The organism is Neorhizobium sp. BT27B (assembly GCF_050455485.1).
GTDB lineage: Bacteria > Pseudomonadota > Alphaproteobacteria > Rhizobiales > Rhizobiaceae > Neorhizobium.
Genome location: NZ_JBCIYT010000002.1, coordinates 595,665 through 619,483, shown reverse-complemented (window position 1 = coordinate 619,483; position 23,819 = coordinate 595,665). Strand labels below are relative to the sequence as shown.

Genomic DNA, 23,819 nt, shown 5'->3' with positions numbered 1-23,819 from the left:
TCGCCAGTCGCAAAGCCATCAGAACAGGAAATACCGCTGCGCCATCGGCAGAACCGTCGCCGGTTCGCAGGTCAAAAGCTCGCCATCGGCGCGCACTTCATAGGTTTCCGGGTCCACTTCCACATGCGGCGTTGCCGAATTGTGGATCATCGACGCCTTGGAAATACCACCACGAACATTCTTCACGGCCAGAAGCTGCTTGGCGACGCCAAGGCGCTGCGCCAGCCCGTTATCGAGCGAGGCCTGCGATACGAAGGTGACGGAGGAATTGGTGCGCAGCTTGCCGTAAGCGGCAAACATAGGCCGGTAATGCATCGGCTGCGGTGTCGGGATCGACGCATTCGGATCGCCCATCGGAGCCGCTGCGATCGAGCCGCCGAGCAACACCATTTCCGGCTTCACGCCGAAAAAGGCCGGGTTCCAGAGAACCAGATCGGCGCGCTTGCCGACTTCGACCGAGCCGATCTCATGGCTGACGCCATGCGCGATCGCCGGGTTGATCGTATATTTGGCAATGTAGCGTTTGACGCGGAAATTGTCGTTGTCGCCAGTCTCTTCCTTCAGCTGGCCGCGCTGGCGCTTCATCTTGTCGGCCGTCTGCCAGGTGCGGATCGCCACTTCGCCGACACGGCCCATGGCCTGACTATCGGAAGAGATGATCGAGAAGGCACCGATGTCGTGCAAAATGTCTTCGGCCGCGATGGTTTCCTTGCGGATACGGCTTTCGGCGAAGGCGATGTCTTCCGGAATGGACGGCGACAGGTGGTGGCAGACCATCAGCATGTCGAGATGTTCGGCCAGCGTATTGACCGTATAGGGGCGCGTCGGATTGGTGGACGATGGAATGACGTTCGGATTGCCGCAGATCTTGATGATATCCGGCGCGTGGCCACCGCCCGCCCCTTCCGTGTGGAAGGCATGGATGGTGCGCCCCTTGATGGCAGCCACCGTGTCTTCCACGAAACCGCTCTCGTTCAGCGTGTCGGTATGGATCATCACCTGCACGTCGAATGCATCGGCAACGGTGAGGCAATTGTCGATGGCAGCCGGCGTCGTGCCCCAATCCTCGTGCAGCTTCAGCGACGAGGCGCCGGCGAGGATCATTTCTTCCAGCGGCGCCGGAAGTGCGGCATTGCCCTTGCCGGCCAGCGCCAGGTTCATCGGAAAGGCGTCAAAACTTTCGATCATCCGCTCGATGTGCCACGCCCCGGTGCAGGTGGTGGCCAGCGTGCCGTGGGCCGGGCCGGAACCACCGCCCAGCATGGTGGTGACACCCGACATCAGCGCTTCCTCGATCTGCTGCGGGCAGATGAAGTGGATATGCGCATCCATGCCGCCGGCCGTCAGAATCTTACCTTCGCCGGCAATGGCTTCAGTCGAAGGACCGACGATGATCGTCACGCCGGGCTGGGTGTCGGGGTTGCCGGCCTTGCCGATGGCGTGGATGCGACCGTTCTTCAGGCCGACATCGGCCTTGTAGATGCCGGAATGATCGACGATCAGCGCATTGGTGATGACGGTATCGACAGCCCCTTGCGCGCGCGTCGCCTGGCTCTGGCCCATGCCGTCACGAATGACCTTGCCACCGCCGAATTTCACCTCCTCGCCATAGGTGGTGAAATCCTTCTCCACCTCGATGAACAATTCGGTATCGGCCAGCCGCACCTTATCGCCGGTGGTCGGGCCGAACATCGAGGCATAGGCGGCGCGGGACATCTTGTAGGACATGGGGATCAGGCTTCCTGAGAAAACGGAATGAACGGAGTTTTTTTGGCAGCCTGCCGGTCGAGCGTCACGGTGGGTGACGCGCCAGCGGCTTCGTTGAGTTCTGCAATGAGATAATCGGCAAATCCGGCACTGCCTGCCTTGAACGAGGCAAGCGCACGTTTGATGGCCTCGCCAACGACGAGACTGGTGGAGGACAGGATGCCTTCGATGACACCCGCAAGAGCCGCCCGATCATATTCTGGCCTGCGGCGCAGAACCCAGACAAGCTCGGTCAAGGTGATCGGGTTGATATAACCCTGTCTGCGCTCGGAAAGATTTTCTGCGAAAAACCGTGCAATACGAGGTGACCAAAGCGGATCATCGTCCAGAAAATAGCGCGCCAGCATGTTGGTATCGAGTCCGATCAAGGATCGTCCTCCGTGCGGTCAACAGCCGTACGACGCGCCACCGTCTCCATGATCGCCTCGTCGATATCGATCGGCGGGCCTTCGTGTTTGCCGAAAATGCCGCGCAGATGCGCAAGATCACTGGTCTTGGCAACCACCGTCACCTTCCCGTCGTCATCGACGATGAACTGCAAGGCGCCGCCCGGCTGCAGCCCGAGCACGTCGCGGACTTCGGCCGGAATGGTCGCCGTCCCGTCCATCGTCGTTTTTGCTTCGAACCTGCCCATCAGCGTTGATCCCGGTTTTCGCAATGTACCTATGTTAACCGATCTTCGTCATCTCAACAATTTTGGCCGCTCTCAGTTCTCCAGCCCATCGGCCAGACTTTTGAGCTCTTCGGTCCGCGCGCGCGTCAGTTCGGCCTGGCAATTGGCGACCAGCATCGGCTCCATCGAACCGCCACGCGCCTGAAAACCGGCCGACGTGCATTGCGCATCGCGGTCGCTGACCCAGGCGCGCTGCGCCTTGACGAGAGCATCTTCAGCGCCCCTTGTCTCCGGTATGCCATCCGCATCCTGCTGGCGCATGGTGCTTCGGGTGATCCTGTACTGGGCGTTCAGCTCGTCATCGGCATCACCGAAATCGCGCTGCGCGCAGATCGTCATGTCCGTCTGCGTCTCGGCCTTGTCGCAATCGACATCCGGCTCCTGACCATTCGACATCGGCGCATCGGTCAACAGCACGCAGCCGCACAGAAGCGGCATGATCGCCAGTTTCAGCATTCGCCGGCCCTTTCGCATCTCACGCCGCCGCCCCATCGTGATGATAGGAGGTCAGTTCGCGCGGATTGACGCCTTCCAGGCAGTTGACGTTGAGCGCTACCATTTCGGCGCCGTCGGGTGCCGTGCCATAGGAAAAGCTCTGGATGCCGCAGGTCTTGCAGAACAGGTGCTGCAGTTTTTTCGAGTTGAAGCGGTATTCGGTAAGATTCTCCTCACCCGATTTCAGATCAAACGCCGCACGCGGCGTAAATGTCAGCACGGCACCGAGACGCTGGCAACGCGAACAATTGCAGGTCACGGTCTTGTCGAGATCGGCATCCACTTCGAACGAGACTGCGCCACACTGGCAGCCGCCGATATAATGTTTAGCTGCCATATCAGAGCGCTCCCATGATTTTTTGCTGGAACCCGTAGACTTCGCGTTTGCCCGAGAGCGGGATCAGCGTCACCGAGCGGGTCTGGCCCGGCTCGAAACGCACCGCCGTGCCGGCAGGAATGTCCAGCCGCATGCCGCGCGCCTTGTCGCGATCGAAGGCAAGGCCGTTATTGGTCTCGAAGAAATGGTAATGGCTGCCCACCTGGATTGGCCGGTCGCCGGTATTGGACACATCGATCGAAATGGTCGGCGCGCCGGCATTCAGCTCGATTTCGCCTTTTGCGGCAATGACTTCACCGGGTATCATGAATCACTCCCTCAGGCGGTTAAAGCGATTTGTGGCTTGCAGCCCTCGGGCTTCAGCACCCGCACCGTCGATGCGGGATTGTTGACGAGCGCCGCCACCGGGCGCACCGGACGGCGCACCAATTCGCCGCTGCAATTAGGGCAGAAACCACCAAGCGTATCGGTGGCACAATCGGTGCAGAATGTGCATTCGAAGGTGCAGATCATCGCCTCACGGCTATCCGGAGGCAGATCCTTGTCGCAGCATTCGCAATTGGGTCGCAGGGCCAGTGCCATGGGCTTTTCCTCAGCGGATCGGTTCGTGGACGGTCACCAGCTTGGTGCCATCGGGAAAGGTGGCTTCCACCTGCACGTCGTGGATCATTTCGGCAATGCCATCCATCACCTGTTCGCGAGTCACGACATGGGCACCGGCTTCCATCAGGTCGGCGACCGCGCGGCCGTCGCGCGCGCCTTCAACAACGTAATCGGTAATCAGCGCGATGGCTTCGGGATAATTGAGCTTCACGCCACGCTCGAGGCGGCGGCGGGCAACGATGGCCGCCATGGAAATCAGCAGCTTGTCTTTTTCGCGTGGGGTCAGGTTCATGGAACGTCCAAGCTTATCGGATCAGATATGCCAGACTTTCGGCACTGGCGCGCCATTACGCAATACGGAAATTGCCGGTACGAGGATTTTTCTCAAAGCGAAGCCGTCAATGGCGGTTATTCGGGCAATCAGCTTGTTATTCCAGAGGCTTGCGCCCGCATTTGCGTCACCGAGCACGCTTCGAAGCGGCGCCAGAAGCGCTTCGGCGCGCGGCCCGGTGTAAAACAGCGTCGCAAACGCCACCTGGCCGGACAGAACCGACGACTGGTCAGACAATGATTCGACTTCACCCTCTAGGCGCAAATCCTCGGCATGGATGAGCTTTCCGCTACGCCGGATGCGCCAGCGATCCCGGAAAAATCCGCTAACGACCGCCTCGCCCATCGCCTTGCGACCAAGCAGAACCGCTTCGACGGCAAGAAATTCGGAATTTTCGTGGAGATCGACCTCAAGGCTGCGCGTCAGCGATGAGCGGTCGAAAAGAATGGTTTCCTGCGGCAGCCAGTGAACGACTGCCCCCTCGCCGACCTCGATGCGCGTATCGAGACGCGCGGTGTCGGCGGATGCCTTGTAGATCTTCTCATTGGCCTGGGTCGTGATCGTCGCCGCCGTCCCATCACCGGCGACGATCTTCCACCCCACTCTGTCTCCGCCGGTCAGCCCACCGGACGTATTGATCAGAATCGCCTCCATTTCCGGAGAAAACGTTTCCGGCAGGCGGATCTTGGCGCAACCTTCCTGATAGAATTCGGAAAGCCGCGTACGGCCCTGGAACGCCTTGGTTACAAGGCGCCCTTCGCCCCTTGCCCGTTGCGGCGCATGTCGGTGGTCTGGCTGCTGCTGCACGTCATGTCCTGGCTGTCGCCGGTTGCCATGCAATCCTTGGCAGCGGCTTCCGTTACCTTGGCCTTTGGCTGCGCGGCGGTTGCCACGACATCGGTGCTGTCGGCCTTGCCGAAGAAGTCCCACATACGATAGGCCGGGTCAATATTGGCATCGAAGGCCGGCTTCCGGGCCGTGGCCGAGACCTTGACGACGCCATTGGCGCTGTCGGTGGCCGCCGCGATGACAGTTTCCTTCTCGGTCGGCTTCGGCCAGTCATGCGTGCCATTGGCAAACGAATAGGCGGCGATGCGGGCGCCGTTCTTGCAGGTGTCGTAAACGCCGTAGGTGACGCCGTTGACGGTGTCCGTGCGGCCATTGCCGGTGCAGCCATCAAGATCGGTCCAGCGCTGGATGGCGGTCTTGAAACCATACTGCCAATAGGCGGAACCGCCACCGGAATACGGGTTCTGGCGATCCTTCTCGCCCGCGAAGGCGACAATCGAGACCGGCTTGGCAGGGCTGCAATTGGCCTTGTCAGGCCCCCACTTGCCATCGGCTTCCAGCGGACGGCCGGCGCGCAGCGAATTGACAAAACCTGCCGCTGCAAAATCGTCGCCACCGGCGCACAGATAGGCCGACAGCATGCGGCCACCACCGGAATAACCGGAGGCAAAGATGCGGTTCGGATCGACGCAGAAATCGTCCTTCACCTCATCGACGGCTTCGTCGATGAAGGAAATCTCGTCGAGACCACCCTGCCCGCCCTGCGGAATGATCGCCTTGCTGACTTCGACATGGGGAACGTTCCAGGCAAAGGTGCCGGGCGTCTTGCCGGCAATGCTGCCCTGCAGAGCGACAGCGATGAAACCGTTCTTTTCGGCAACCTTGTCCCAGGAACTGCGGGTCAACTGACCATCGGGATTGCTGTTGCTGCCGTGGAAATCGAAAACGACGGCGACCTTGTCCTTGCCCGTATAGGAGGACGGCACGTAATAGACAGCTGAACGCTTGACGCCATCGGCTTCGATCGTTGTCAGGTGGCGACCCGGCTTATAGGTCTCGCCACATCCGGCATGCGCCATTCCAAGGCCGGCGGCCAAGAAAAAAGCTCCTGTCGCAAAAAAAGTGCCAAGAGCTTGGGAACCAGATCGAGCGTTCATGCGTTCAAATGCCATCAAGCGCCTCATCATAGGGTGCGGGGTGGATTTCGACTGTCTGAATGGCAGTTGAATAGCACTTATTAGAAGCGATTTAAATAGTCGCACCGGGTAGCAGCCATGCAATAAATGGCAGCTGTGGCGCAAAAAACGCGTCAGACGGTCAGGTGACGCCTTGCTTCTGCCGTATCCAGCGTTTCGGCGCCCCCCTCATGCACAATCTCGCCACGATCCATGATGTAGACATGGTCGGCGAGTTCCCGGCAGAAATCGAGATATTGCTCCACCAGCAGGATCGCCATGCCGGTGGAATCCCGCAAATACCGGATGGCGCGGCCGATATCCTTGATGATCGATGGCTGGATGCCTTCGGTCGGCTCGTCCAGCACGAGAATTTTCGGGCGCGTGACCATGGCGCGGCCAATGGCCAATTGCTGCTGCTGTCCGCCCGACAGATCGCCGCCGCGACGCGACAGCATGGAATTCAAAACTGGAAACAGGGTAAAGATTTCGTCAGGGATGGTACGCTCGCTGCGCGCCAATGGCGCATAACCGGTCTCGAGGTTTTCTTTCACCGTCAGAAGCGGAAAGATTTCGCGCCCCTGCGGCACATAACCGATGCCGTGCTTGGCGCGCACATAGGGCGAAAGCCCGTTCAATGATGCACCATCAAACGAGATCGTGCCGGCGCTGACCGGCTTCTGGCCGGTCACGGCGCGAAGCAGCGACGACTTGCCGACGCCGTTGCGGCCGAGCACGCAGGTGATCTTGCCCATTTCGGCATGGATGGAGACGCCGCGCAGCGCCTGTGCGGCACCGTAATGCAGATTGACATTGTTGACTGCGAGCATCCCCAAAACCCTTTTCTGTTCAACTCATGAGCGTGCGCCTGAGCACCTGCAGCGCCTGCTCCTGTTCATTCGTCCGGTCACCACCGACTTCGGCGACTTCCTCGGCAATGCCGATCAGCTGTATCCGTTCGTTGGTATCCAGCGCCTTCATCCACATGTCGCGGAAGCGGCGGATCGGATCCTCCGGATTGATGGTGTTTTTCGAAGCCCATTCGCAAAACACCATCACTTCATCCATGTCGCCCGGCCGGATGATGCCGGCCATGCGGTTGCGGATGACATCCTTGGCCGCCTCCAGATAGATCGGCTTCTCCTTGGCGATGCAGAAGAAGAAGGCCACCGCCGCGATCGCCGGATCGGCGATGGAAGCGAGCGGTGCGGCCTCCGCCTTCTTGCGAAACTGCCGGCGCTTGAAGGCGCCACGCATGCGTTCGATCGAGTCGATGACTTCGCTGCCCGCCTCGCGCACCATCTTCAATCGCCAGTACCAGACGGCCGCGCCGCCGATTGCCATAACCAGAATGCCAAGCAAAGCCATGATGAAACCCCAAAGTAAAAAACGCTGCCTTTACAGCGTGTTCCATCATCATCTGCAAGACTTGAAGTTTTTCTCCACCGCGCCAGCTTGTGTCATCGACCGAGATAGTTTTCGATCACCTTGGGATCACTCGACACGAAGTCGATCGAGCCTTCCGCAAGAACAGAGCCTTCCGCCAGGCACGTCACCTTGACGCCAAGCTCGCGGATAAAGCCCATGTCGTGTTCGACCACCACGACCGAACGGCTTTTGGCGATCTCGCGCAACAGCACCGCCGTCTCGGCCGTCTCCGCATCGGTCATGCCCGCCACCGGCTCATCCACCAGCAGCAGCTTTGGCTCCTGCGCCAGCAGCATGCCGATTTCCAGCCATTGTTTCTGGCCGTGGCTTAGATTGGCGGCGAGTTCGTTTTTGCGGTGGCTCATGCGGATCGTGTCGAGGATTTCTTCGATACGCGCGGTGTCTTCGGCCGAAAGCTTGTAGAATAATGTTGAAAACACCCCGCGCGGCCGGTTCAGCGCCAGTTCCAGATTGTCCCAGACCGTATGGCTTTCGAACACGGTCGGCTTCTGGAATTTGCGGCCTATGCCGAGCTGGGCGATATCGGCCTCATCCTTTCTGGTCAGGTCGATCTCATCCTCGAACAGCACTTTGCCCGTGTCCGGCCGCGTCTTGCCGGTGATGATATCCATCATCGTCGTCTTGCCGGCGCCGTTGGGGCCGATGATGGCGCGCAGCTCTCCCGGCTCGACGACGAAGGAAAGCGAATTGAGCGCCTTGAACCCGTCGAAGGAGACGGAGACATCCTCCAGATAGAGCAGGCTTTTCGAGCGTGTTTCGGCAATCGTGTTCATCTTGGCGCCCTCTCCTATTCCGCCGCCTGCGCGACCGCGGTCACGTCACCACGGCCCTTTTCGGCATCGGCTGCGGCCCGCATCGCCTTGCGCCCGGTAAAACCGCTCTGGATGGTGCCGACGATCCCTTTCGGCAGGAACAGCGTGACGGCAATGAACAGCCCGCCCAGCGCAAACAGCCAGAGTTCAGGGAAGGCACCGGTGAAATAGCTTTTGCCGGCATTGACCAGAACCGCGCCGATGATCGGCCCGATCAGCGTGCCGCGCCCGCCGACCGCTGTCCAGACGACGACCTCGATCGAGTTGGCCGGCGCAAATTCGCCCGGATTGATGATGCCCACCTGCGGCACGAACAGCGCACCGGCAATACCGGCAAACATGGCCGAGACGACGAAGGTGAACAGCTTGATGTTTTCGACGCGGAAACCGAGAAACCGCACCCGGCTTTCGGCATCGCGAACGCCGACCAGCACCTTGCCGAATTTCGAATTGACGATGGCCGAGGCAATCAGCAGGCAAAGCGCCAGCATCAGCGCCGACATGGCGAACAGAACCGCACGCGTACCGCCGCCCTGCACGGAAAAGCCGACGATTTCCTTATAGTCGGTCAGGCCGTTATTGCCGCCGAACCCCATGTCGTTGCGGAAGAAGGCAAGCATCAGTGCATAGGTCATCGCCTGGGTGATGATCGACAGATAGACGCCGTTCACCCTTGAGCGAAATGCGAACCAGCCGAACACGAAGGCGAGCAGGCCCGGCACGAACAGCACCATCAGCATCGCGAACGGAAACATGTCGAACCCGTACCAGAACCACGGCAATTCCTTCCAGTTGAGGAAGACCATGAAATCCGGCAGGTCGGCATTGCCGTAGACGCCGCGAGAACCGATCTGCCGCATCAGGTACATGCCCATGGCATAACCGCCGAGCGCGAAAAACGCCCCGTGGCCGAGCGAGAGAATGCCGCAATACCCCCAGACCAGATCGAGCGCCAACGCCAGCAGCGCATAACAAAGATATTTGCCCATCAGCGACATGACATAGGTCGGGATGTGCAGGGCATGGTCAGGCGCCAGCAGCAGGTTGGAGGCCGGCACCAGCACCGCGAAAGCGAGGATGACGGCAACGGTGACGACGATATGGCCTTTCAGGGCACGAAAGATGAAGGCGGAAATCATGCTTCGATCGCCCTTCCCTTGAGCGCGAACAGGCCGCGCGGACGTTTCTGGATGAAGAGGATGATCAGCACGAGCACGAGGATCTTTCCGAGCACGGCCCCGACCGACGGTTCGAGAAACTTGTTGAGGATCCCGAGCGACAGAGCGCCCACCAGCGTGCCCCAGAGATTGCCGACGCCGCCGAACACCACGACCATGAAGCTATCGATGATGTAGCTCTGGCCAAGGTTCGGCGAGACGTTGTCGATCTGGGAAAGCGCCACCCCGGCAATCCCGGCAATGCCGGAGCCGAGCGCGAAGGTGAAGGCGTCCACCCACGGCGTCTTGATGCCCATGGACGAGGCCATGCGGCGGTTCTGGGTGACGGCGCGCATCTGCAGGCCGAAGGCGGAACGTTTCATCAGAAGCAGCAGACCGACAAAGATCGACAGCGAAAAGACGACGATCCACATGCGGTTCCAGGTGATCGTCATACCGCCAACCGGAAACGAACCGGACATCCACGACGGGTTGCCGACTTCCTGGTTGGTCGGACCAAAGATGGTGCGGATGCTCTGCTGCAGGATCAGCGAAATGCCCCAGGTGGCGAGCAGCGTTTCCAGCGGCCGGCCATAGAGAAAACGGATGACGCCGCGCTCGATCACAAGGCCAACCGCACCGGTGACGAGGAAGGCGACCGGCAGCGCTATCGTCAGCGACCAGTCGAACAGGCCGGGCGCATTTTCGCGGATCACCTGCTGCACGACGAAGGTGGAATAGGCGCCGAGCATAACCATTTCGCCATGCGCCATGTTGATGATGCCCATGACGCCAAACGTGATGGCAAGGCCGATGGCGGCAAGCAGCAGCACCGAGCCGAGCGACAGGCCGTACCAGACGTTCTGCGCCATGTCCCACAGCTGCTGTTCGTTCTGGATGGCGGTGATCGCCGCATCGAGATCGGGTTTGAGGCTGGCATCGATGGAGGAGGAAACCGCATTGAGGATGCCGAGCGCGTCCCGTCCGCCGAGCTTGCCGATGGTTGCGATGGCGGCGCGTTTGTCATCGATGGAACGGTCGGAGGAAAGCAGCGACACGGCGCGGGCTTCTTCCATGCGCGCCTTGACGGTGGCGTCGGTTTCCTTGGCAAGGGCGGCCTCGACCAGATCGAGCGCCTCGGCGCTTGGCGAGCGCAGGATGGCATCGGCGGCAGAAAGCCGCGTGCCGCGATCCGGGCTCATCAGCGTCAGGCCACCGAGAGCGGCGCGAATGGCGCGGCGTAGATTGTTGTTGATCCTGATTTTTGTCACCGCACCCTTGGCAACCTGACCGGCGCTCTCGCCCGTTACCGGGTCGATCAGCTCGAGCTGCGCACCGGCAGGCTTCGCGGCGAACACCGCCTTGTCGGACTTGCGGAAATAGAGGTCACCCTCGGCAAAGGCATTGAGCGCCGGCACGACACGGGTATCGCCGGTCGTGGCGATCTGCCCGACAAGCTTTTCAGCCGCATTGAAATCGGCATCGGCCAGCTGGTTGAACAGCGGCTTTGGGTCCGGCGCTTGCGCGAAGGATGGCGCGGCAGAGGCGAGGATCAGGAAGATGAGAGTGATGAAACGGATAAGCATATGTGTGTCCCCCGGGTGGCTGGCGTCGGGGGCATTACCCCCTCTGGCCTGCCGGCCATCTCCCCCACAAGGGGGGAGAAAATTCGCGGCACCCACTTCGGCTCATTGAAAACCTTGGCGGAGCGACTGGGTTAGAGCCCTCCCCCTTGTGGGGAGGGTTGGGAGGGGTCTTTGCCTCGAAGGAAAAGATCAGCTACCCTTGCCGCCGCACTTGCCGGTGGCGACGTTGAAGTTGCCGCATTCCATCGGCTTGCGCCAATCGGAGATCAGGTCCTTCGAGTCCGGCAGGTAATCCGACCATTCGTCGCCCACCACAGCCGCCGTTTCCTGCACGATGTCGAACTGGCCATCGGCCTGGATTTCACCGATCAGCACCGGCTTGGTGATGTGGTGGTTCGGCATGACGGTGGAGGTGCCGCCCGACAGGTTCGGCACGGAAACACCGATGATGCTGTCGAGAACCTTGTCGGTCTCGGTCGTGCCGGCAGCCTCGACGGCCTTCACCCAGGCATTGAAGCCGATATAGGCGGCTTCCATCGGGTCGTTGGTGACGCGATTGTCGTTCTTGGTATAGGCGTGCCAGCTCTTGATGAACTCGGCATTGACCGGCGCATCGACGGACTGAAAGTAGTTCCAGGCGGCGAGATGGCCGACCAGCGGTTTGGTGTCGAGGCCGGCGAGCTCTTCTTCACCGACGGAAAAGGCGACGACCGGAATGTCTTCCGCCTTGATACCCTGGTTGCCGAGTTCCTTGTAGAACGGCACGTTGGCGTCACCGTTGATGGTGGAAACGACAGCGGTCTTCTTGCCGGCCGAGCCGAATTTCTTGATGTCGGAGACGATCGTCTGCCAGTCGGAATGACCGAACGGCGTGTAGTTGATCATGATGTCCTCTTCCTTGACGCCCTTCGACATCAGGTAGGCCTTCAGGATCTTGTTGGTCGTCTGCGGATAGACATAGTCGGTACCGGCCAGAACCCAGCGCTCGACGCCTTCGGTGGCAGCCAGATAATCGACGGCCGGAATGGCCTGCTGGTTCGGGGCAGCGCCGGTATAGAAGATGTTGCGCGAGGATTCTTCACCCTCGTACTGGACCGGGTAAAACAGGATCGAGTTCAGCTCCTCGAACACCGGCAGCACGGACTTGCGCGACGAAGACGTCCAGCAACCGAACACGGCGGCAACCTTGTCCTGGGAAATCAGCTGGCGGGCCTTTTCGGCAAACAGCGGCCAGTCGGAAGCCGGGTCGACAACCACGGCCTCAAGCTTCTTGCCGAGAACGCCACCCTTCTTATTCTGCTCTTCGACGAGCATCAGCATGGCGTCTTTCAGCGTGGTTTCCGAAATCGCCATCGTGCCCGACAGCGAATGCAGCACGCCGATCTTGATCGTGTCGTCAGCGGCAAAGGCGCCGGACAGCGCGGTTGCCGACATCGCGGCGGCCAACAGCGCGCCTCCCAGTTTGCTCTTGAATGTCATTGGTCGAACCCCTCTTCTTGTTCGTTCAAGCAACGGGGGCCTGCGCCTCTTGTTAACCGTTGCTTAAGCCGACTATCGGCTGCTGCACCGCAAACTCGAATACGCAAAATGACGTAGCCGGAGGGGGAAAGCGGGAGCATTTGCGCGGCGCATGATAGCGCGGGGCTCGGCCGGCCGGGTACGGCTGCGATAGGCTCAATTCGGCGGCCGCTGGAGATAAGCGGCTGCCGGTTTTCAGGGCACCGGATATCCGGCGCAGGTCGAGCGAATAGGAATTACTTCTTTTTCGTGGAACTGTCGGCCAGTTTGACCTGCGATCCCAAGGTCGGAGCCGCGCTTGCAGCGACCTTGTCCTTCTTGGGTTTTCGCGTTTCCTTGTTGCTGCGTACCTGACCCTTGGCCATGGCGTGTCTCCTCATGTTGACGCACAAGTCTAGCCGCTGATTACGGTGAAATAGCAAGCGCTATTATCGCCTTATGGCCCTCAGTTCGGCCGATTGCGCAGCGCCTCGGCCTGCGCATAAAATTTCTTTTCCCATTCCTTGTGGTTGTCCAGACCTTCGCGGATGAAGGGCGTGAAAATCGCCATGTGCATCAGCAGCCAGTTGACCAGCCGGGCCGGGAAATTCAGCGGCTTGACGAAATCGACAAACAGCACGACGCGGGTCTTGTCGGTGTGGTTCCAGGCCTCGTGCTCATAGGCATCGTCGAAGATCAGCACCTTGCCCTCTTGCCAATGGCAGATCTGGTCCTTGACGCGGATGGCAAGAATATCGCCCGAATTTTCCGGCACGATCAGGCCCAGATGCAGGCGCAGCACACCGTTATAGGGACCGCGATGGGCGGGCAGGTGTTTGCCCGGTTCGAAGATGGAAAACATCACCGTCGTCAGGCCGGGTATCTGCTGCATCGCACTCCATGTGTCCGGGCAGGCCTTGATGTTCTGCTCCGAGCGCACGCCGAAACCGAGCAGGAAAAACGTCTTCCAGCCCTGATCGGTGGAGATCGTCTTCACGTCGGTGGAAATGTCCTGAAAGCTCGGCAACTCGTCCTTGCGCATAAGAATACGGTCAAGTTCGGCGCGGATCGCCGGAGCGGCCTTCTCGATCTCGGCAGCCCAGGGAAAGGTGGCATTGTCATAGACCGGCGGGTTGCCGAGTTTTGCGTGCCTGAAATTCAGCTTCTCCGCCCAGGCGACGATGCCCATGAAAAAGCGGGTGATGGGGCTGGCACGTTCCATCGGCGCAATGCCGGTCGTGCCGAAATCCTGCGAGGGTTCTTCTGCGTCGGGAGATGTGGAGGTCACGGGAAACGCCTGAAATATTGGGTTGATCTGGCGCGGCGTGAAAACGTTGCCGGCGGCCGCTGTGCCGGTATGCATGTCTGATCGGTTCTGACATGGAGCGCCCCAACGGGCTTGCAAGCGCTTCTGTCAGTATGTCGACCTGTCCGGCGATTTTTGATAGCCGGCACAACAATGACAAGGGAAAATCCGGCAAAACAATGGCCGTTCAGGTTGCATGTCGCTTGCCAAACGCTGCGCCGCAGCAGAAACTGCCCAAATATCAGTCTCCCTGTCAAAGGCGCTCGTTTTCAGGCATGGCCGCACGCCAACGCATCATCCCCGTCCGCCGAGAATACAATCGCTGGGTGGCCAACCAGACGCTGGAAGACTATGCGCTGCGCTTCACCGCAAAAAGCGCCCGACGGTTTTCCTCCAGCCGCATTTCGCAGACCGCCATCGGCGCGATTTCCTTTCTGGCGCTGGAGGCGATCGGCGGCACGATCACCCTTTCCTACGGCACCACCAACGCGTTTTTTGCAATCATCGCCGCCGCCATCGTCATGCTGGTCATCGGCCTGCCGATCAGCCGTTATGCCATCCGCCACGGCGTCGATATCGACCTCCTGACGCGCGGTGCCTCCTTCGGTTATATCGGCTCCACCATCACCTCGCTGATCTATGCCAGCTTCACCTTCATGCTGTTTGCGATCGAGGCCTCGATCATGACCGGCGCACTGGACCTCGCCTTCGGCATTCCGCCATGGATCGGTTACATCATCAGCGCCGTGGTGGTGATCCCGCTGGTCATCTATGGTGTGCAGCTGATCTCGCGTTTCCAGCTGATCACCCAGCCGTTCTGGATCGTGTTGAACATCCTGCCCTTCGTCTTCATCGCCTTCCTCGACTGGGAAAAATTCGACCTCTGGCGGGCTTTTGCCGGCATCGGTCATTCCAACGGTGAAATCGGTGGTGCCGCTCCCTTCGACCTCGTGGAATTCGGTGCAGCCTCCGCCGTCATTCTGGCGCTGATGCCGCAGATCGGTGAGCAGGTCGACTTTTTGCGCTTCCTGCCATCCGAAGGCGTGCACAAGTGGCGGCATCGTTTTGCGGTGTTTCTCGCCGGTCCCGGCTGGGTGGTCGTCGGCGTGCCAAAACTGCTGGCCGGTTCGTTTCTGGCGGTGCTGACGCTGTCGACCGCCGTCCCGGCACACGAGGCCGCCGATCCCGCCCATATGTATCTCACCGCCTTCGGCTACATGATCCCCAACGAGACCGCCGCCCTTCTTCTGATGGCCGCTTTCGTTGTCGTGTCGCAGCTGAAAATCAACGTGATGAACGCCTATGCCGGGTCCTTAGCATGGTCGAATTTCTTCTCGCGCCTGACCCATAGCCATCCCGGCCGGGTCGTCTGGCTGGTGTTCAACGTCGCCATCGCGCTGCTTTTGATGGAACTCGGCATCTACCGGCTGCTGGAAGCGACACTCGGCATCTTTTCGATCATCGCCATGTCATGGCTCTGCACCATCTCGGCCGATCTCTGCATCAACAAGCCGCTCGGCCTCTCGCCACAGGGCATCGAGTTCAAGCGCGCGCATCTCTATGACATCAACCCGGTCGGCATCGGCGCCATGTTCGGCTCTGCCACGATCGCGCTGGCCGCTCATTTCGGCCTGTTCGGGCCACTCTGGGCATCGCTTTCCACCTACATCACCCTGATCGCGCTTCTGCTGTCGCCGGCCATCGCCTTCGCCACCAAGGGCAAATATTACCTGGCGCGAAAACAGCGCAAAAGCTGGGCGACCCTCGGCTCCATCACCTGTTCGATCTGCGAACACCCGTTCGAACACGAAGACATGGCCTGGTGTCCCGCCTATGCCGCGCCGATCTGTTCGCTCTGCTGTTCGCTCGACAGCCGCTGCCACGACATGTGCAAACCGCATGCGCGGCTGAACACGCAGGTCGGCACTGTCGCCCGCGCCTTCCTGCCGGAAACCGTCATCACCAAGCTGACGACGCGGCTTGGACGTTACGCCACCACCGCCGTCATCTCGATTTCGGCCATGGGCGCCATTCTCGGCATGATCGCCTATCAGGCCGGCGAGGCAGCACCCGCCAATGCCGAAATCATCTATGGCACGATCTCGATCGTGTTTTTCGTCTTTGCCATCATGGCCGGCATCGTCTCGTGGTTTTATGTGCTTGCCCATGACAGCCGGGTGGTGGCGGAAGAAGAATCCTCGCGCCAGAACACACTGCTGCTGAAAGAAATCTCCGCCCACAAGAAAACCGACGCCGCCTTGCAGGAAGCCAAGGAAACCGCCGAGGCCGCCAACCGCGCCAAGAGCCGGTATGTGGTCGGCCTGTCGCATGAATTGCGCACACCCCTGAACGCCGTGCTCGGTTACGCCCAGATTTTGGAGCGAGACGACACCATCCCTGCCCCACGGCAATCCGCCATCAAGGTGATCAAGCGCTCCGCCGATCATCTCTCGGGCCTGATCGACGGACTGCTGGATATTTCCAAGATCGAGGCGGGCCGCCTGCAGGTCTATTCCAACGAGATCAACATCCAGGATTTTCTCGACCAGATCGTCGAGATGTTTTCCATGCAGGCGCAGGCCAAGGGCCTGACCTTCGAACACGACCGCGCCAAAACCCTGCCGCAATATGTGCGCACTGACGAAAAACGCCTGCGCCAGATCCTCGTCAACCTTCTGTCCAACGCCATAAAATTCACCGACCACGGCACGGTGCGCTTCGACATTGCCTATCGCAGCCAGGTCGCGACATTCTCCATCGCCGATACCGGACGCGGCATCGCCGAAAAGGATCTCGGCCGCATCTACGAACCCTTTCAGCGCGGCGAGGCCGAAAGCATTCGTCCGATGCCGGGTCTCGGTCTCGGCCTCACCATCACGCAACTTTTGACCAACACAATGGGTGGCGAGATCACTGTTGCCAGCGCCAAGGATGAAGGTTCGACCTTCAAGGTGCGGCTGATGCTGTCGGCCGTGCATCGCCCCAGCACCGCACCGGCCTTGGAAAAGAAGATCACCTCTTATACCGGCCCGCGCCGCACCATCGTCGTGGTCGATGACAATCAGGATCATCGCGAACTGATGCGCGAAGTGCTGACGCCGATGGATTTTGTCGTGCTGACGGCGGCAAGCGGGCCGGAATGCCTGACGCTGATCGAAGGCGTCAAACCCGACCTTTTCCTTGTCGATATCTCCATGCCGGGCATGAGCGGCTGGCAACTCGTCGCAAAACTGCGCGAACAGGGGCAGACCGCGCCGATCGTCATGCTGTCGGCCAATATCGGTGATGGCGCCGGCACGCCCGACGGCACAGATGGCCATAACGACGCGATCGCCAAACCGGTCAACGTGCGCCGTCTGGCCGACAAGCTCGCCGTCCATCTCGGGCTAAAATGGACCTATGAGGAGGATCAGCCACCGGAACCGGCACCCAGACCGGCAACCGTCCAAAGCCCCGGCTCGACCCATCTTCAGGACCTTCTCCAACTGGGCGAGATCGGTTATGTCCGTGGCATCGAGGCAAAACTTGCCGATCTGGCCAAGGCGGAAGAAAATCGCCCCTTCGCGGAACAGGCCGGTGTTTACGTACAGGCCTTCGACATCGCCGGTTACATGGCCTTCCTGAACCGTTTCAACGAGGAAAAAGCTGACAATGCCTGACACGACGACGCCCCGCGATATCGTGCTTCTGGTCGATGACAGCCCCGAGGCGCTCGGCTTCCTCACCGACGCGCTGGAACAGTCCGGTTTTTCGGTGCTGATCGCCACATCGGGACAGGCTGCCCTCTCCATCGTCGAGCGCATCACACCCGATCTGGTGCTGATGGATGCGGTCATGCCGAACATGGACGGTTTCGAAACCTGCCGGAGGCTGAAGGCGCATGGCGCGGTGGCGCAGGTGCCGGTGATCTTCATGACCGGCCTTACAGAGACCGAACATGTCGTCAACGCACTCGACAGCGGCGGCGTCGATTACCTCACCAAACCGATCAATATCGACGAGCTGCGCGCCCGCATCCGCGTTCATCTGTCCAATGCCCGCTCCGCCCAGAGCGCCCGCGTCGCACTCGATGCCGCCGGCCGACATCTGCTGGCAGCCCGCGGCTCCGGTGCCGTGCACTGGTCCACACCGCAGGCAACCCGTCTGATCAATGCCGCCACCGGCAGCGACGAAGGGTTGGAAATCGTCGCCGCCCGCCTCGCCGCCTGGATGGCGGAACGCGGCAAGCCGGGCTTTTCCCGCGATGCCAGCTTTTCGCTGCCCGCACCGGCAGCCAATGCGGCCGAGGCCGCCAGCCTGCAATTTTCCTTCCTCGGCGCGATTGGAGCCGACGAATTCCTGTTCCGGCTGACAGCCGCCCGCGAACGCTCCGACGATGCCATCCTGCGTCAGCATTTTCCGCTGACCCAGCGCGAATCCGAAGTGCTGCTCTGGATCGCCAAGGGCAAGGCCAACCGCGATATCGCCGATATTCTGGGGCTTTCGGCACGCACGGTGAACAAGCATCTGGAGCAGATTTACGTCAAACTCGGCGTCGAGAACCGGGCATCGGCGGCGGTGAAGGCCGCGCATGTGCTGCACGAGATGTGATGTCCCGGCCCAAAACAATTTGGAACGGAAGCGTCGCCCGTCCTGTTGTGCCTCCTAACCCGGAGGCCGAACCATGTCATTCAAGATCAAGCCCCTCGACGGCAATCGCCCCAGCATCGAGGCCGAGACGGCGCGCGAAGCCATCGATGCCGTGCAAAAAGTCTGGCGAGACGGCGCGGGTGCGGCGAAGGTAGAAATCGACGACGAGCGTGCGTCAGTAGACGAGGTGACGGCGTCGGAGCGTGATCTGATAAGGCGGCGGGATGGGGAAGCCTGACGGGGAAATCGCGTCGAATCGGACAATGGCGATGGAATACAGAGGATGCCGTTCAGCCGATCTCCCCCCTTGAGGGGGAGATGTCCGGCAGGACAGAGGGGGGTGTTTCTGGCGCAAATGCCGTTTGCAAACCGTATGCCGCACCGTTGCCACCCCCCCTCTGTCACCTCACGGTGACATCTCCCCCTCAAGGGGGGGAGATCAGAAGGAGTACGCCGCACCGTCTCATTCCGCCGCCCAAAAACACATCCCAAAACGCAAAGAGCCCGGCTCGCGCCGGGCTCCCTGAATACGTTGAGGCTCAAGCCTTGCCGGCTCAGCTGCCCTGCTGGAAGTAGCTGAACTTGCCGTCCGGGCCCTTCTTCCATTCGTACATGACGTAGCCCGGAAGCTTCGGGTCGCCCTTTTCGTCGAAGGCGATGTCGCCCAGAACGGTCTTGTACGTGCCTTCGTGCAGCTTCTTGGCAACGGCTTCAGCGTCATCGGCGCTACCGGCAGACTTGATGCCTTCGGCAATGATCTGAACGGCGGCATAGGAGTAAAGCGTGTAGGCTTCCGGGTTGAAGCCGGCGGCCTTGAACTTTTCAACCAGTGCCTTGTTCTCAGGCTTCAGCGTCGGGTCCGGGCCAAAGGTGTTGAGCGTGCCTTCGACGGCATCGCCGGCGATCGAAGCAAGCTCGTTGGAGACGATACCGTCACCAGACACGAGCGTTGCCTTGAGGCCCTGGTCCTTTGCCTGACGGATGATCAGGCCGGCTTCGGTGTGAAGACCACCCCAGTAGATGATCGAAACGCCGGCTTCCTTCATCTTTGCGATGAGGGCGGAGAAATCCTTGTCGCCGGTGTTGACGCCTTCGCGAACGACTTCCTTCTTGCCGAGCGCGTTATAGGCCTTCTTGGTCTCTTCAGCGAGACCCTGGCCGTAAGGTGTCTTGTCGTCGATGATGGCGATCTTGGCGTCAGCGAACTTTTCAGCAAGATACTTGCCGGCAACGCCGCCCTGCTGGTCGTCACGGCCGCAGGTGCGGAAGGTGTTCCACAGCTTGCGCTCGGTGAAGACCGGGTTGGTTGCAGCCGGGGTGATTTCGAGAATGCCGTTTTCGGCGTAAACTTCCGAAGCCGGGATCGAAACGCCCGAGTTGAAGTGACCGACCACGTACTTGACGCCGTCAGCAACGAACTTGTTGGCAACGGAAACGCCCTGCTTGGCGTCGGAGACGTCGTCGCCGAGCGCGATCGTCAGCTTTTCGCCGTTGATGCCGCCGGCAGCGTTGATGTCTGCGATGGCCTGTTCGGCGCCCTTCTGGAGCTGTGCACCGAATGCGGCGTTCGGGCCGGTCAGAGGACCGCCGACGCCGATGACGATGTCAGCCCAGGCGTTGCCGCCGAAGGCAACCATGGCCGTCAACGCAACAGCGGAAAGAAGAGACTTCTTCATTGAATAACTCCCAGTTATTTAAGAGGTGAGCGGTTTTTTTGGGATCCAGCGCGACACCCACCATCGCCACGCCGGAAAGCTGTTCCACCTTGAGGTGTGTTATTGTTCTTGTTCAAACCGATCTGAATTCAGATTAGACCGGCTGTCAATCTTTGTTCTTCCACGAAAACGCGGAGGTCGGCTCGTAAAGCCAGTAATAGTTCTGGACCATCTGTTTGGTGCGACGGATACGGAAACCGGCCAGCGCGAAAACCAGAAGAAGAACAAGATCAAGGATAAAATAGAAGGCGTCGATGAACGGCCCCTGAAACAGCGCATAATGCAGGAACTGCATGGCGCAGGTCAAAAGCACCGCATAGATCACGACTTCGCGATAACCGTTCCAGCCTTCCGCCGCCGCCTTGCCGGCCCGCCATGCGGTCCAGAAACCGAGCAGCAGCACGATGCCGCGCAGAAAATAGCGAACCGTCGTGTCGTCTTCGAAAAACAGACCCTGCATGTCAGTTGCTCCCCGTGATGAGGGTGAGAATGGTCGCGCTCAATGCCGGCCTCCTTCGAGATAGGCCGCACGGACTTCCGGATTGATCAGCAGCTCCTTGCCGGTGCCGCTCATCGTAACCTTGCCGTTGACCATGACATAACCGCGATCCGACAGTTTCAGCGCCGCGAAGGCGTTCTGCTCGACGAGGAAGACGGTGAGCCCCTCTTCCTTGTTGAGCTTCTTGATCGCCTCGAAAATGCCCTTGACGATCAAGGGTGCGAGACCGAGCGACGGTTCGTCCAGCAAAAGCAGCTTCGGACGCGCCATCAGCGCGCGGCCGATCGACAGCATCTGCTGCTCGCCGCCCGACAGCGTACCGCCGCGCTGGCTCTGGCGTTCCTTGAGGCGGGGGAAGAGGGTAAAGATCTTCTCCACGTCCTCGTTGAAATATTTCAGGTTGTCGAGCCCGGCACCCATCTGCAGGTTTTCGTAAACCGTCATGCGCGGAAAGATGCGACGGCCTTCCGGCGATTGGGCGATGCGCTTGCGCGCGATCAGGTGCGTCGGCAGCCTTGTGATATCCTCGCCGTCGAAGATGACCTGTCCGGTGCGGGCCTGCGGAGAACCGCAGATGGTCATCATCAGCGTCGACTTGCCGGCGCCATTGGCGCCGATCAGGCTGACGATCTCGCCCTTGTGGACATCGACATCGACGCCCGAGAGAGCACGGATATTGCCGTAATAGGTCTCGACGGCCTGGACTTTGAGAAGCGGTTCACCGGTCATCAGACGGTCCCCTCTTCGATAATGCCCTTGTCGAGCTTTTCCTCGATTTCTTCAACTTCGTCATCCTCGACGCCGAGATAGGCTGCAATCACCTTCGGGTCGTTTTTCACGTGATCGGGCGTGCCGTCGGAAATCTTCTGGCCATATTCCAGCACCACGACGTGGTCGGAAATCTCCATGACGACGGACATGTCGTGCTCGATCAGGAGCAGTGACGTGCCCTCGTCGCGGATGCCACGCAAAAGCGCGTTGAGCGTCAGCGATTCCTTCGGGTTGAGGCCGGCGGCCGGTTCGTCCAGGCAGAGCAGTTCCGGCCCGGTGCACATGGCGCGGGCGATTTCCAGACGGCGCTGCGCGCCATAGGAAAGGTCACCCGCCGGATCATCGGCACGATCGGTCAGATCGGCCTTTTCCAGCCAGTATTCGGCCTTTTCGATCGCCGCCTTGGCGGCGTTCTTGTAGGTCGGAAGCCCCAGCAGGCCGAGGATCGTGAAACCCGAGGCCTTCATCAGCACATTGTGCTGCGCGACCAGAAGGTTTTCCAGAACGGTGAGGCCCGAAAACAGCCGGATGTTCTGGAAGGTACGGGAGACGCCCGCCACCTTGTTGATCTCGAAATCGCGCAGGCGTTCCAGAAGGAACTCCTTGCCGTTCGAGCGGTTGAGCGTGAGCATGCCCATGGTCGGCTTGTAGAAGCCCGTGATGCAGTTGAACACCGTGGTCTTGCCGGCGCCGTTCGGGCCGATCAGCGCGGTGATTTCGCCGCGCTTGGCTTCGAACGAGAAGTCGTTGATCGCCATCAGGCCACCGAACTTCATCGACAGGTGTTCGACCTTGAGGATCGTGTCTTTTGCCATTGTCGTTGTACCCGTCGCCATCAGCCGTGGCCTTCCTTGGTGAAGCTGCCGGAGACAGCCTTTCTCTCCTTCAGGAAGGCCGTCGGTTCACGGGTGCCGACGAAGCCACGCGGCTTGAACAACATGACGATGATCATCGCCAGACCGAAGAGCAGCATGCGGTAGAGTTCGGGCGTAAAGTCAGGTCCGAACACGTGCTTCAGGAATTCCATTTCGCGCAACAGCTCGGTACCGCCGACCATGACCACCGCCGCAATGGCGATGCCGGTCAGCGAACCCATGCCGCCGAGAACGACGATGGCAAGGATGACTGCCGATTCCAGGAAGACAAAGCTTTCCGGAGATACGAAACCCTGACGGGCAGCAAAGAACGATCCGGCGAAACCGCCGAACATGGCGCCGGTGGCAAACGCCGTCAGCTTGGTGGCGACGGTGTTGATGCCGAGCGAACGGCAGGCGATTTCGTCTTCGCGCAGGGCTTCCCAGGCGCGACCGATCGGCATGCGACGCAGGCGAATGGTGACATAGGCCGTCAGCATGCACAGCGCCAGGATGATGTAGAACAGGAACATCTTGTAATAGACAGAGGAAGACGGAAGCCCCCAGGCCTTGTTGAAATTGTTCGCTGCACCCACGTCGAAGGACCAGATGCCGAAGAACGAAGCCTTGGCGATGCCGGAGATACCGAAGGTACCGCGGGTGACATCCGTCCAGTTGATCAGCACAAGCCGGATGATTTCACCGAAGGCCAGCGTCACGATCGCAAGATAGTCCCCTCGCAATCTCAAGACGGGGAAGCCGAGAATGACACCCCAGAGAGCGGCGAGAATGCCGGCCATCGGCAGGAGAAGCCAGAAGGAGAAGCCGAAATAGGACGACAGCAGCGCGTAGGAATAGGCGCCAACCGCATAGAAGGCGACGTAACCCAGATCGAGCAGGCCGGCGAGACCGACGACGATATTGAGACCCCAGGCAAGCATCACGTAGATGAGGATCTGGATGCCAAAGTTGTCGACATATTTCAGCGAGCCCTGACGACCAAAGATCATCATCGCCAGAAAGGGATAGCAAAGCAGGAAGACCAGCGCGATCTTGAGGAAATGCTTGTGGAAGAAGCTTTTTTCTTCCGAGATGTCCAGAACGCCGGTTTTCGCCTTGGCAAGCTTGCGCTTGTCCAGATGCGGCTTGATGAAGGCGACCGTCACGAAACGGCCGACAACGGCAACCGCGACGAACACCGCCAGAAGACCCCAGCGCGTGCGCCAGACCAGCTGGTTGTTGATGTCCTGATAAGTTTCGATGCCGACGAAGAGCAGGAACATGCAGAAGGCGACGACGCCTGCGAACACGGCTTCCTTGATGGCCTTGGCCATGACGTCCGGCTGGACGTTGTTTTCCGATGCGATGGCCATG

26 protein-coding genes are annotated in these 23,819 nt (G+C 60.1%); 3 read left to right on the top strand and 23 right to left on the bottom strand.

Translation table 11 applies throughout. The features are described 5' to 3' along the window. Positions 1-18 precede the first annotated feature (18 nt). The 18 genes from ureC to AAIH70_RS08440 all read right to left on the bottom strand — a co-directional run bounded on the left by ureC (position 19) and on the right by AAIH70_RS08440 (position 13,959). Positions 19-1,728, bottom strand: a complete 1,710-nt coding sequence (ureC, locus tag AAIH70_RS08525; protein WP_132271746.1) for an urease subunit alpha — start codon at positions 1,726-1,728, stop codon at positions 19-21. A gap of 5 nt (positions 1,729-1,733) precedes the next feature. Next, a complete protein-coding gene (locus tag AAIH70_RS08520) occupies positions 1,734-2,135 on the bottom strand; it encodes a PIN domain-containing protein (protein ID WP_132271744.1) in 402 nt (133 codons plus the stop codon). Next, positions 2,132-2,401 (bottom strand): AbrB/MazE/SpoVT family DNA-binding domain-containing protein, encoded by a 270-nt coding sequence (locus AAIH70_RS08515; protein ID WP_132271743.1) that lies wholly within the window; start codon positions 2,399-2,401, stop codon positions 2,132-2,134. Before AAIH70_RS08515 ends, AAIH70_RS08520 begins: the two co-directional genes overlap by 4 nt. Positions 2,402-2,473: 72 nt before the next feature. Beyond that, positions 2,474-2,896: a lysozyme inhibitor LprI family protein gene (locus AAIH70_RS08510; protein WP_132271742.1), complete on the bottom strand. Its 423-nt coding sequence runs from the start codon at positions 2,894-2,896 to the stop codon at positions 2,474-2,476. Between the two features lie 19 nt (positions 2,897-2,915). Then, positions 2,916-3,272 carry a GFA family protein gene (locus tag AAIH70_RS08505; protein ID WP_132271740.1) on the bottom strand — a complete coding sequence of 119 codons (357 nt, stop codon included), beginning with the start codon at positions 3,270-3,272 and terminating at the stop codon, positions 2,916-2,918. Between the two features lies 1 nt (position 3,273). After that, positions 3,274-3,579 (bottom strand): urease subunit beta, encoded by a 306-nt coding sequence (locus tag AAIH70_RS08500; RefSeq protein WP_132271738.1) that lies wholly within the window; start codon positions 3,577-3,579, stop codon positions 3,274-3,276. Between the two features lie 11 nt (positions 3,580-3,590). Continuing rightward, complete coding sequence (locus tag AAIH70_RS08495) at positions 3,591-3,854, bottom strand: DUF1272 domain-containing protein (RefSeq protein WP_132271736.1); 264 nt, start codon at positions 3,852-3,854, stop codon at positions 3,591-3,593. A 10-nt stretch (positions 3,855-3,864) separates the two neighbouring features. Further along, a complete protein-coding gene (locus tag AAIH70_RS08490; RefSeq protein ID WP_132271735.1) occupies positions 3,865-4,167 on the bottom strand; it encodes an urease subunit gamma in 303 nt (100 codons plus the stop codon). Between the two features lie 21 nt (positions 4,168-4,188). Continuing rightward, on the bottom strand, positions 4,189-5,013 hold the full coding sequence (locus AAIH70_RS08485; protein WP_430033801.1) for an urease accessory protein UreD: 825 nt from the start codon (positions 5,011-5,013) through the stop codon (positions 4,189-4,191). After that, positions 4,950-6,092 carry an alpha/beta hydrolase family esterase gene (locus AAIH70_RS08480; protein WP_132271733.1) on the bottom strand — a complete coding sequence of 381 codons (1,143 nt, stop codon included), beginning with the start codon at positions 6,090-6,092 and terminating at the stop codon, positions 4,950-4,952. Before AAIH70_RS08480 ends, AAIH70_RS08485 begins: the two co-directional genes overlap by 64 nt. A gap of 212 nt (positions 6,093-6,304) precedes the next feature. Then, a complete protein-coding gene (urtE, locus tag AAIH70_RS08475; protein WP_132271732.1) occupies positions 6,305-7,000 on the bottom strand; it encodes an urea ABC transporter ATP-binding subunit UrtE in 696 nt (231 codons plus the stop codon). A gap of 19 nt (positions 7,001-7,019) precedes the next feature. Next, positions 7,020-7,538, bottom strand: coding sequence for a hypothetical protein (locus AAIH70_RS08470; protein ID WP_132271731.1), 519 nt, complete (start codon positions 7,536-7,538; stop codon positions 7,020-7,022). Positions 7,539-7,630: 92 nt separating this feature from the next. After that, positions 7,631-8,392: an urea ABC transporter ATP-binding protein UrtD gene (gene urtD / locus AAIH70_RS08465; RefSeq protein ID WP_132271730.1), complete on the bottom strand. Its 762-nt coding sequence runs from the start codon at positions 8,390-8,392 to the stop codon at positions 7,631-7,633. 14 nt (positions 8,393-8,406) lie between these two features. Next, positions 8,407-9,570 carry an urea ABC transporter permease subunit UrtC gene (gene urtC / locus AAIH70_RS08460; protein WP_132271729.1) on the bottom strand — a complete coding sequence of 388 codons (1,164 nt, stop codon included), beginning with the start codon at positions 9,568-9,570 and terminating at the stop codon, positions 8,407-8,409. Then, positions 9,567-11,174, bottom strand: a complete 1,608-nt coding sequence (urtB, locus tag AAIH70_RS08455) for an urea ABC transporter permease subunit UrtB (protein ID WP_132271728.1) — start codon at positions 11,172-11,174, stop codon at positions 9,567-9,569. Before urtB ends, urtC begins: the two co-directional genes overlap by 4 nt. Before the next feature lie 189 nt (positions 11,175-11,363). Next, the gene (urtA, locus tag AAIH70_RS08450; protein ID WP_132271726.1) at positions 11,364-12,653 is read right to left on the bottom strand and encodes an urea ABC transporter substrate-binding protein; all 1,290 of its coding nucleotides are present in this window, start codon (positions 12,651-12,653) and stop codon (positions 11,364-11,366) included. Between the two features lie 275 nt (positions 12,654-12,928). Further along, entirely contained in the window at positions 12,929-13,057 is a 129-nt protein-coding gene (locus AAIH70_RS08445) for a hypothetical protein (protein ID WP_281033522.1), read from the bottom strand. Positions 13,058-13,137: 80 nt separating this feature from the next. Beyond that, positions 13,138-13,959: an aspartyl/asparaginyl beta-hydroxylase domain-containing protein gene (locus AAIH70_RS08440; RefSeq protein ID WP_245519019.1), complete on the bottom strand. Its 822-nt coding sequence runs from the start codon at positions 13,957-13,959 to the stop codon at positions 13,138-13,140. Positions 13,960-14,252: 293 nt separating this feature from the next. Here AAIH70_RS08440 and AAIH70_RS08435 point away from each other — a divergent pair, with 293 nt between their 5' ends. The 3 genes from AAIH70_RS08435 (at position 14,253) to AAIH70_RS08425 (ending at position 18,844) form a co-directional block, all read left to right on the top strand. Then, positions 14,253-17,636 carry a hybrid sensor histidine kinase/response regulator gene (locus tag AAIH70_RS08435; protein ID WP_132271724.1) on the top strand — a complete coding sequence of 1,128 codons (3,384 nt, stop codon included), beginning with the start codon at positions 14,253-14,255 and terminating at the stop codon, positions 17,634-17,636. Beyond that, on the top strand, positions 17,629-18,567 hold the full coding sequence (locus tag AAIH70_RS08430) for a response regulator (RefSeq protein ID WP_430033796.1): 939 nt from the start codon (positions 17,629-17,631) through the stop codon (positions 18,565-18,567). Before AAIH70_RS08435 ends, AAIH70_RS08430 begins: the two co-directional genes overlap by 8 nt. Positions 18,568-18,640: 73 nt before the next feature. Beyond that, the gene (locus AAIH70_RS08425) at positions 18,641-18,844 is read left to right on the top strand and encodes a hypothetical protein (RefSeq protein WP_132271722.1); all 204 of its coding nucleotides are present in this window, start codon (positions 18,641-18,643) and stop codon (positions 18,842-18,844) included. Between the two features lie 316 nt (positions 18,845-19,160). On the opposite strand, the gene AAIH70_RS08420 is transcribed toward AAIH70_RS08425, so the two are convergent. The 5 genes from AAIH70_RS08420 to livM form a co-directional block, all read right to left on the bottom strand. After that, positions 19,161-20,282, bottom strand: coding sequence for a branched-chain amino acid ABC transporter substrate-binding protein (locus AAIH70_RS08420; protein WP_132271721.1), 1,122 nt, complete (start codon positions 20,280-20,282; stop codon positions 19,161-19,163). Positions 20,283-20,427: 145 nt separating this feature from the next. After that, positions 20,428-20,781: a DUF6867 family protein gene (locus AAIH70_RS08415; RefSeq protein WP_132271720.1), complete on the bottom strand. Its 354-nt coding sequence runs from the start codon at positions 20,779-20,781 to the stop codon at positions 20,428-20,430. Positions 20,782-20,820: 39 nt separating this feature from the next. Beyond that, positions 20,821-21,549, bottom strand: coding sequence for an ABC transporter ATP-binding protein (locus AAIH70_RS08410; protein WP_132271719.1), 729 nt, complete (start codon positions 21,547-21,549; stop codon positions 20,821-20,823). Then, complete coding sequence (locus tag AAIH70_RS08405) at positions 21,549-22,427, bottom strand: ABC transporter ATP-binding protein (protein WP_132271718.1); 879 nt, start codon at positions 22,425-22,427, stop codon at positions 21,549-21,551. The genes AAIH70_RS08410 and AAIH70_RS08405 overlap by 1 nt, the downstream gene beginning before the upstream one ends. Beyond that, entirely contained in the window at positions 22,427-23,818 is a 1,392-nt protein-coding gene (gene livM, locus AAIH70_RS08400) for a high-affinity branched-chain amino acid ABC transporter permease LivM (protein ID WP_132271717.1), read from the bottom strand. The genes AAIH70_RS08405 and livM overlap by 1 nt, the downstream gene beginning before the upstream one ends. Position 23,819 lies beyond the last annotated feature (1 nt).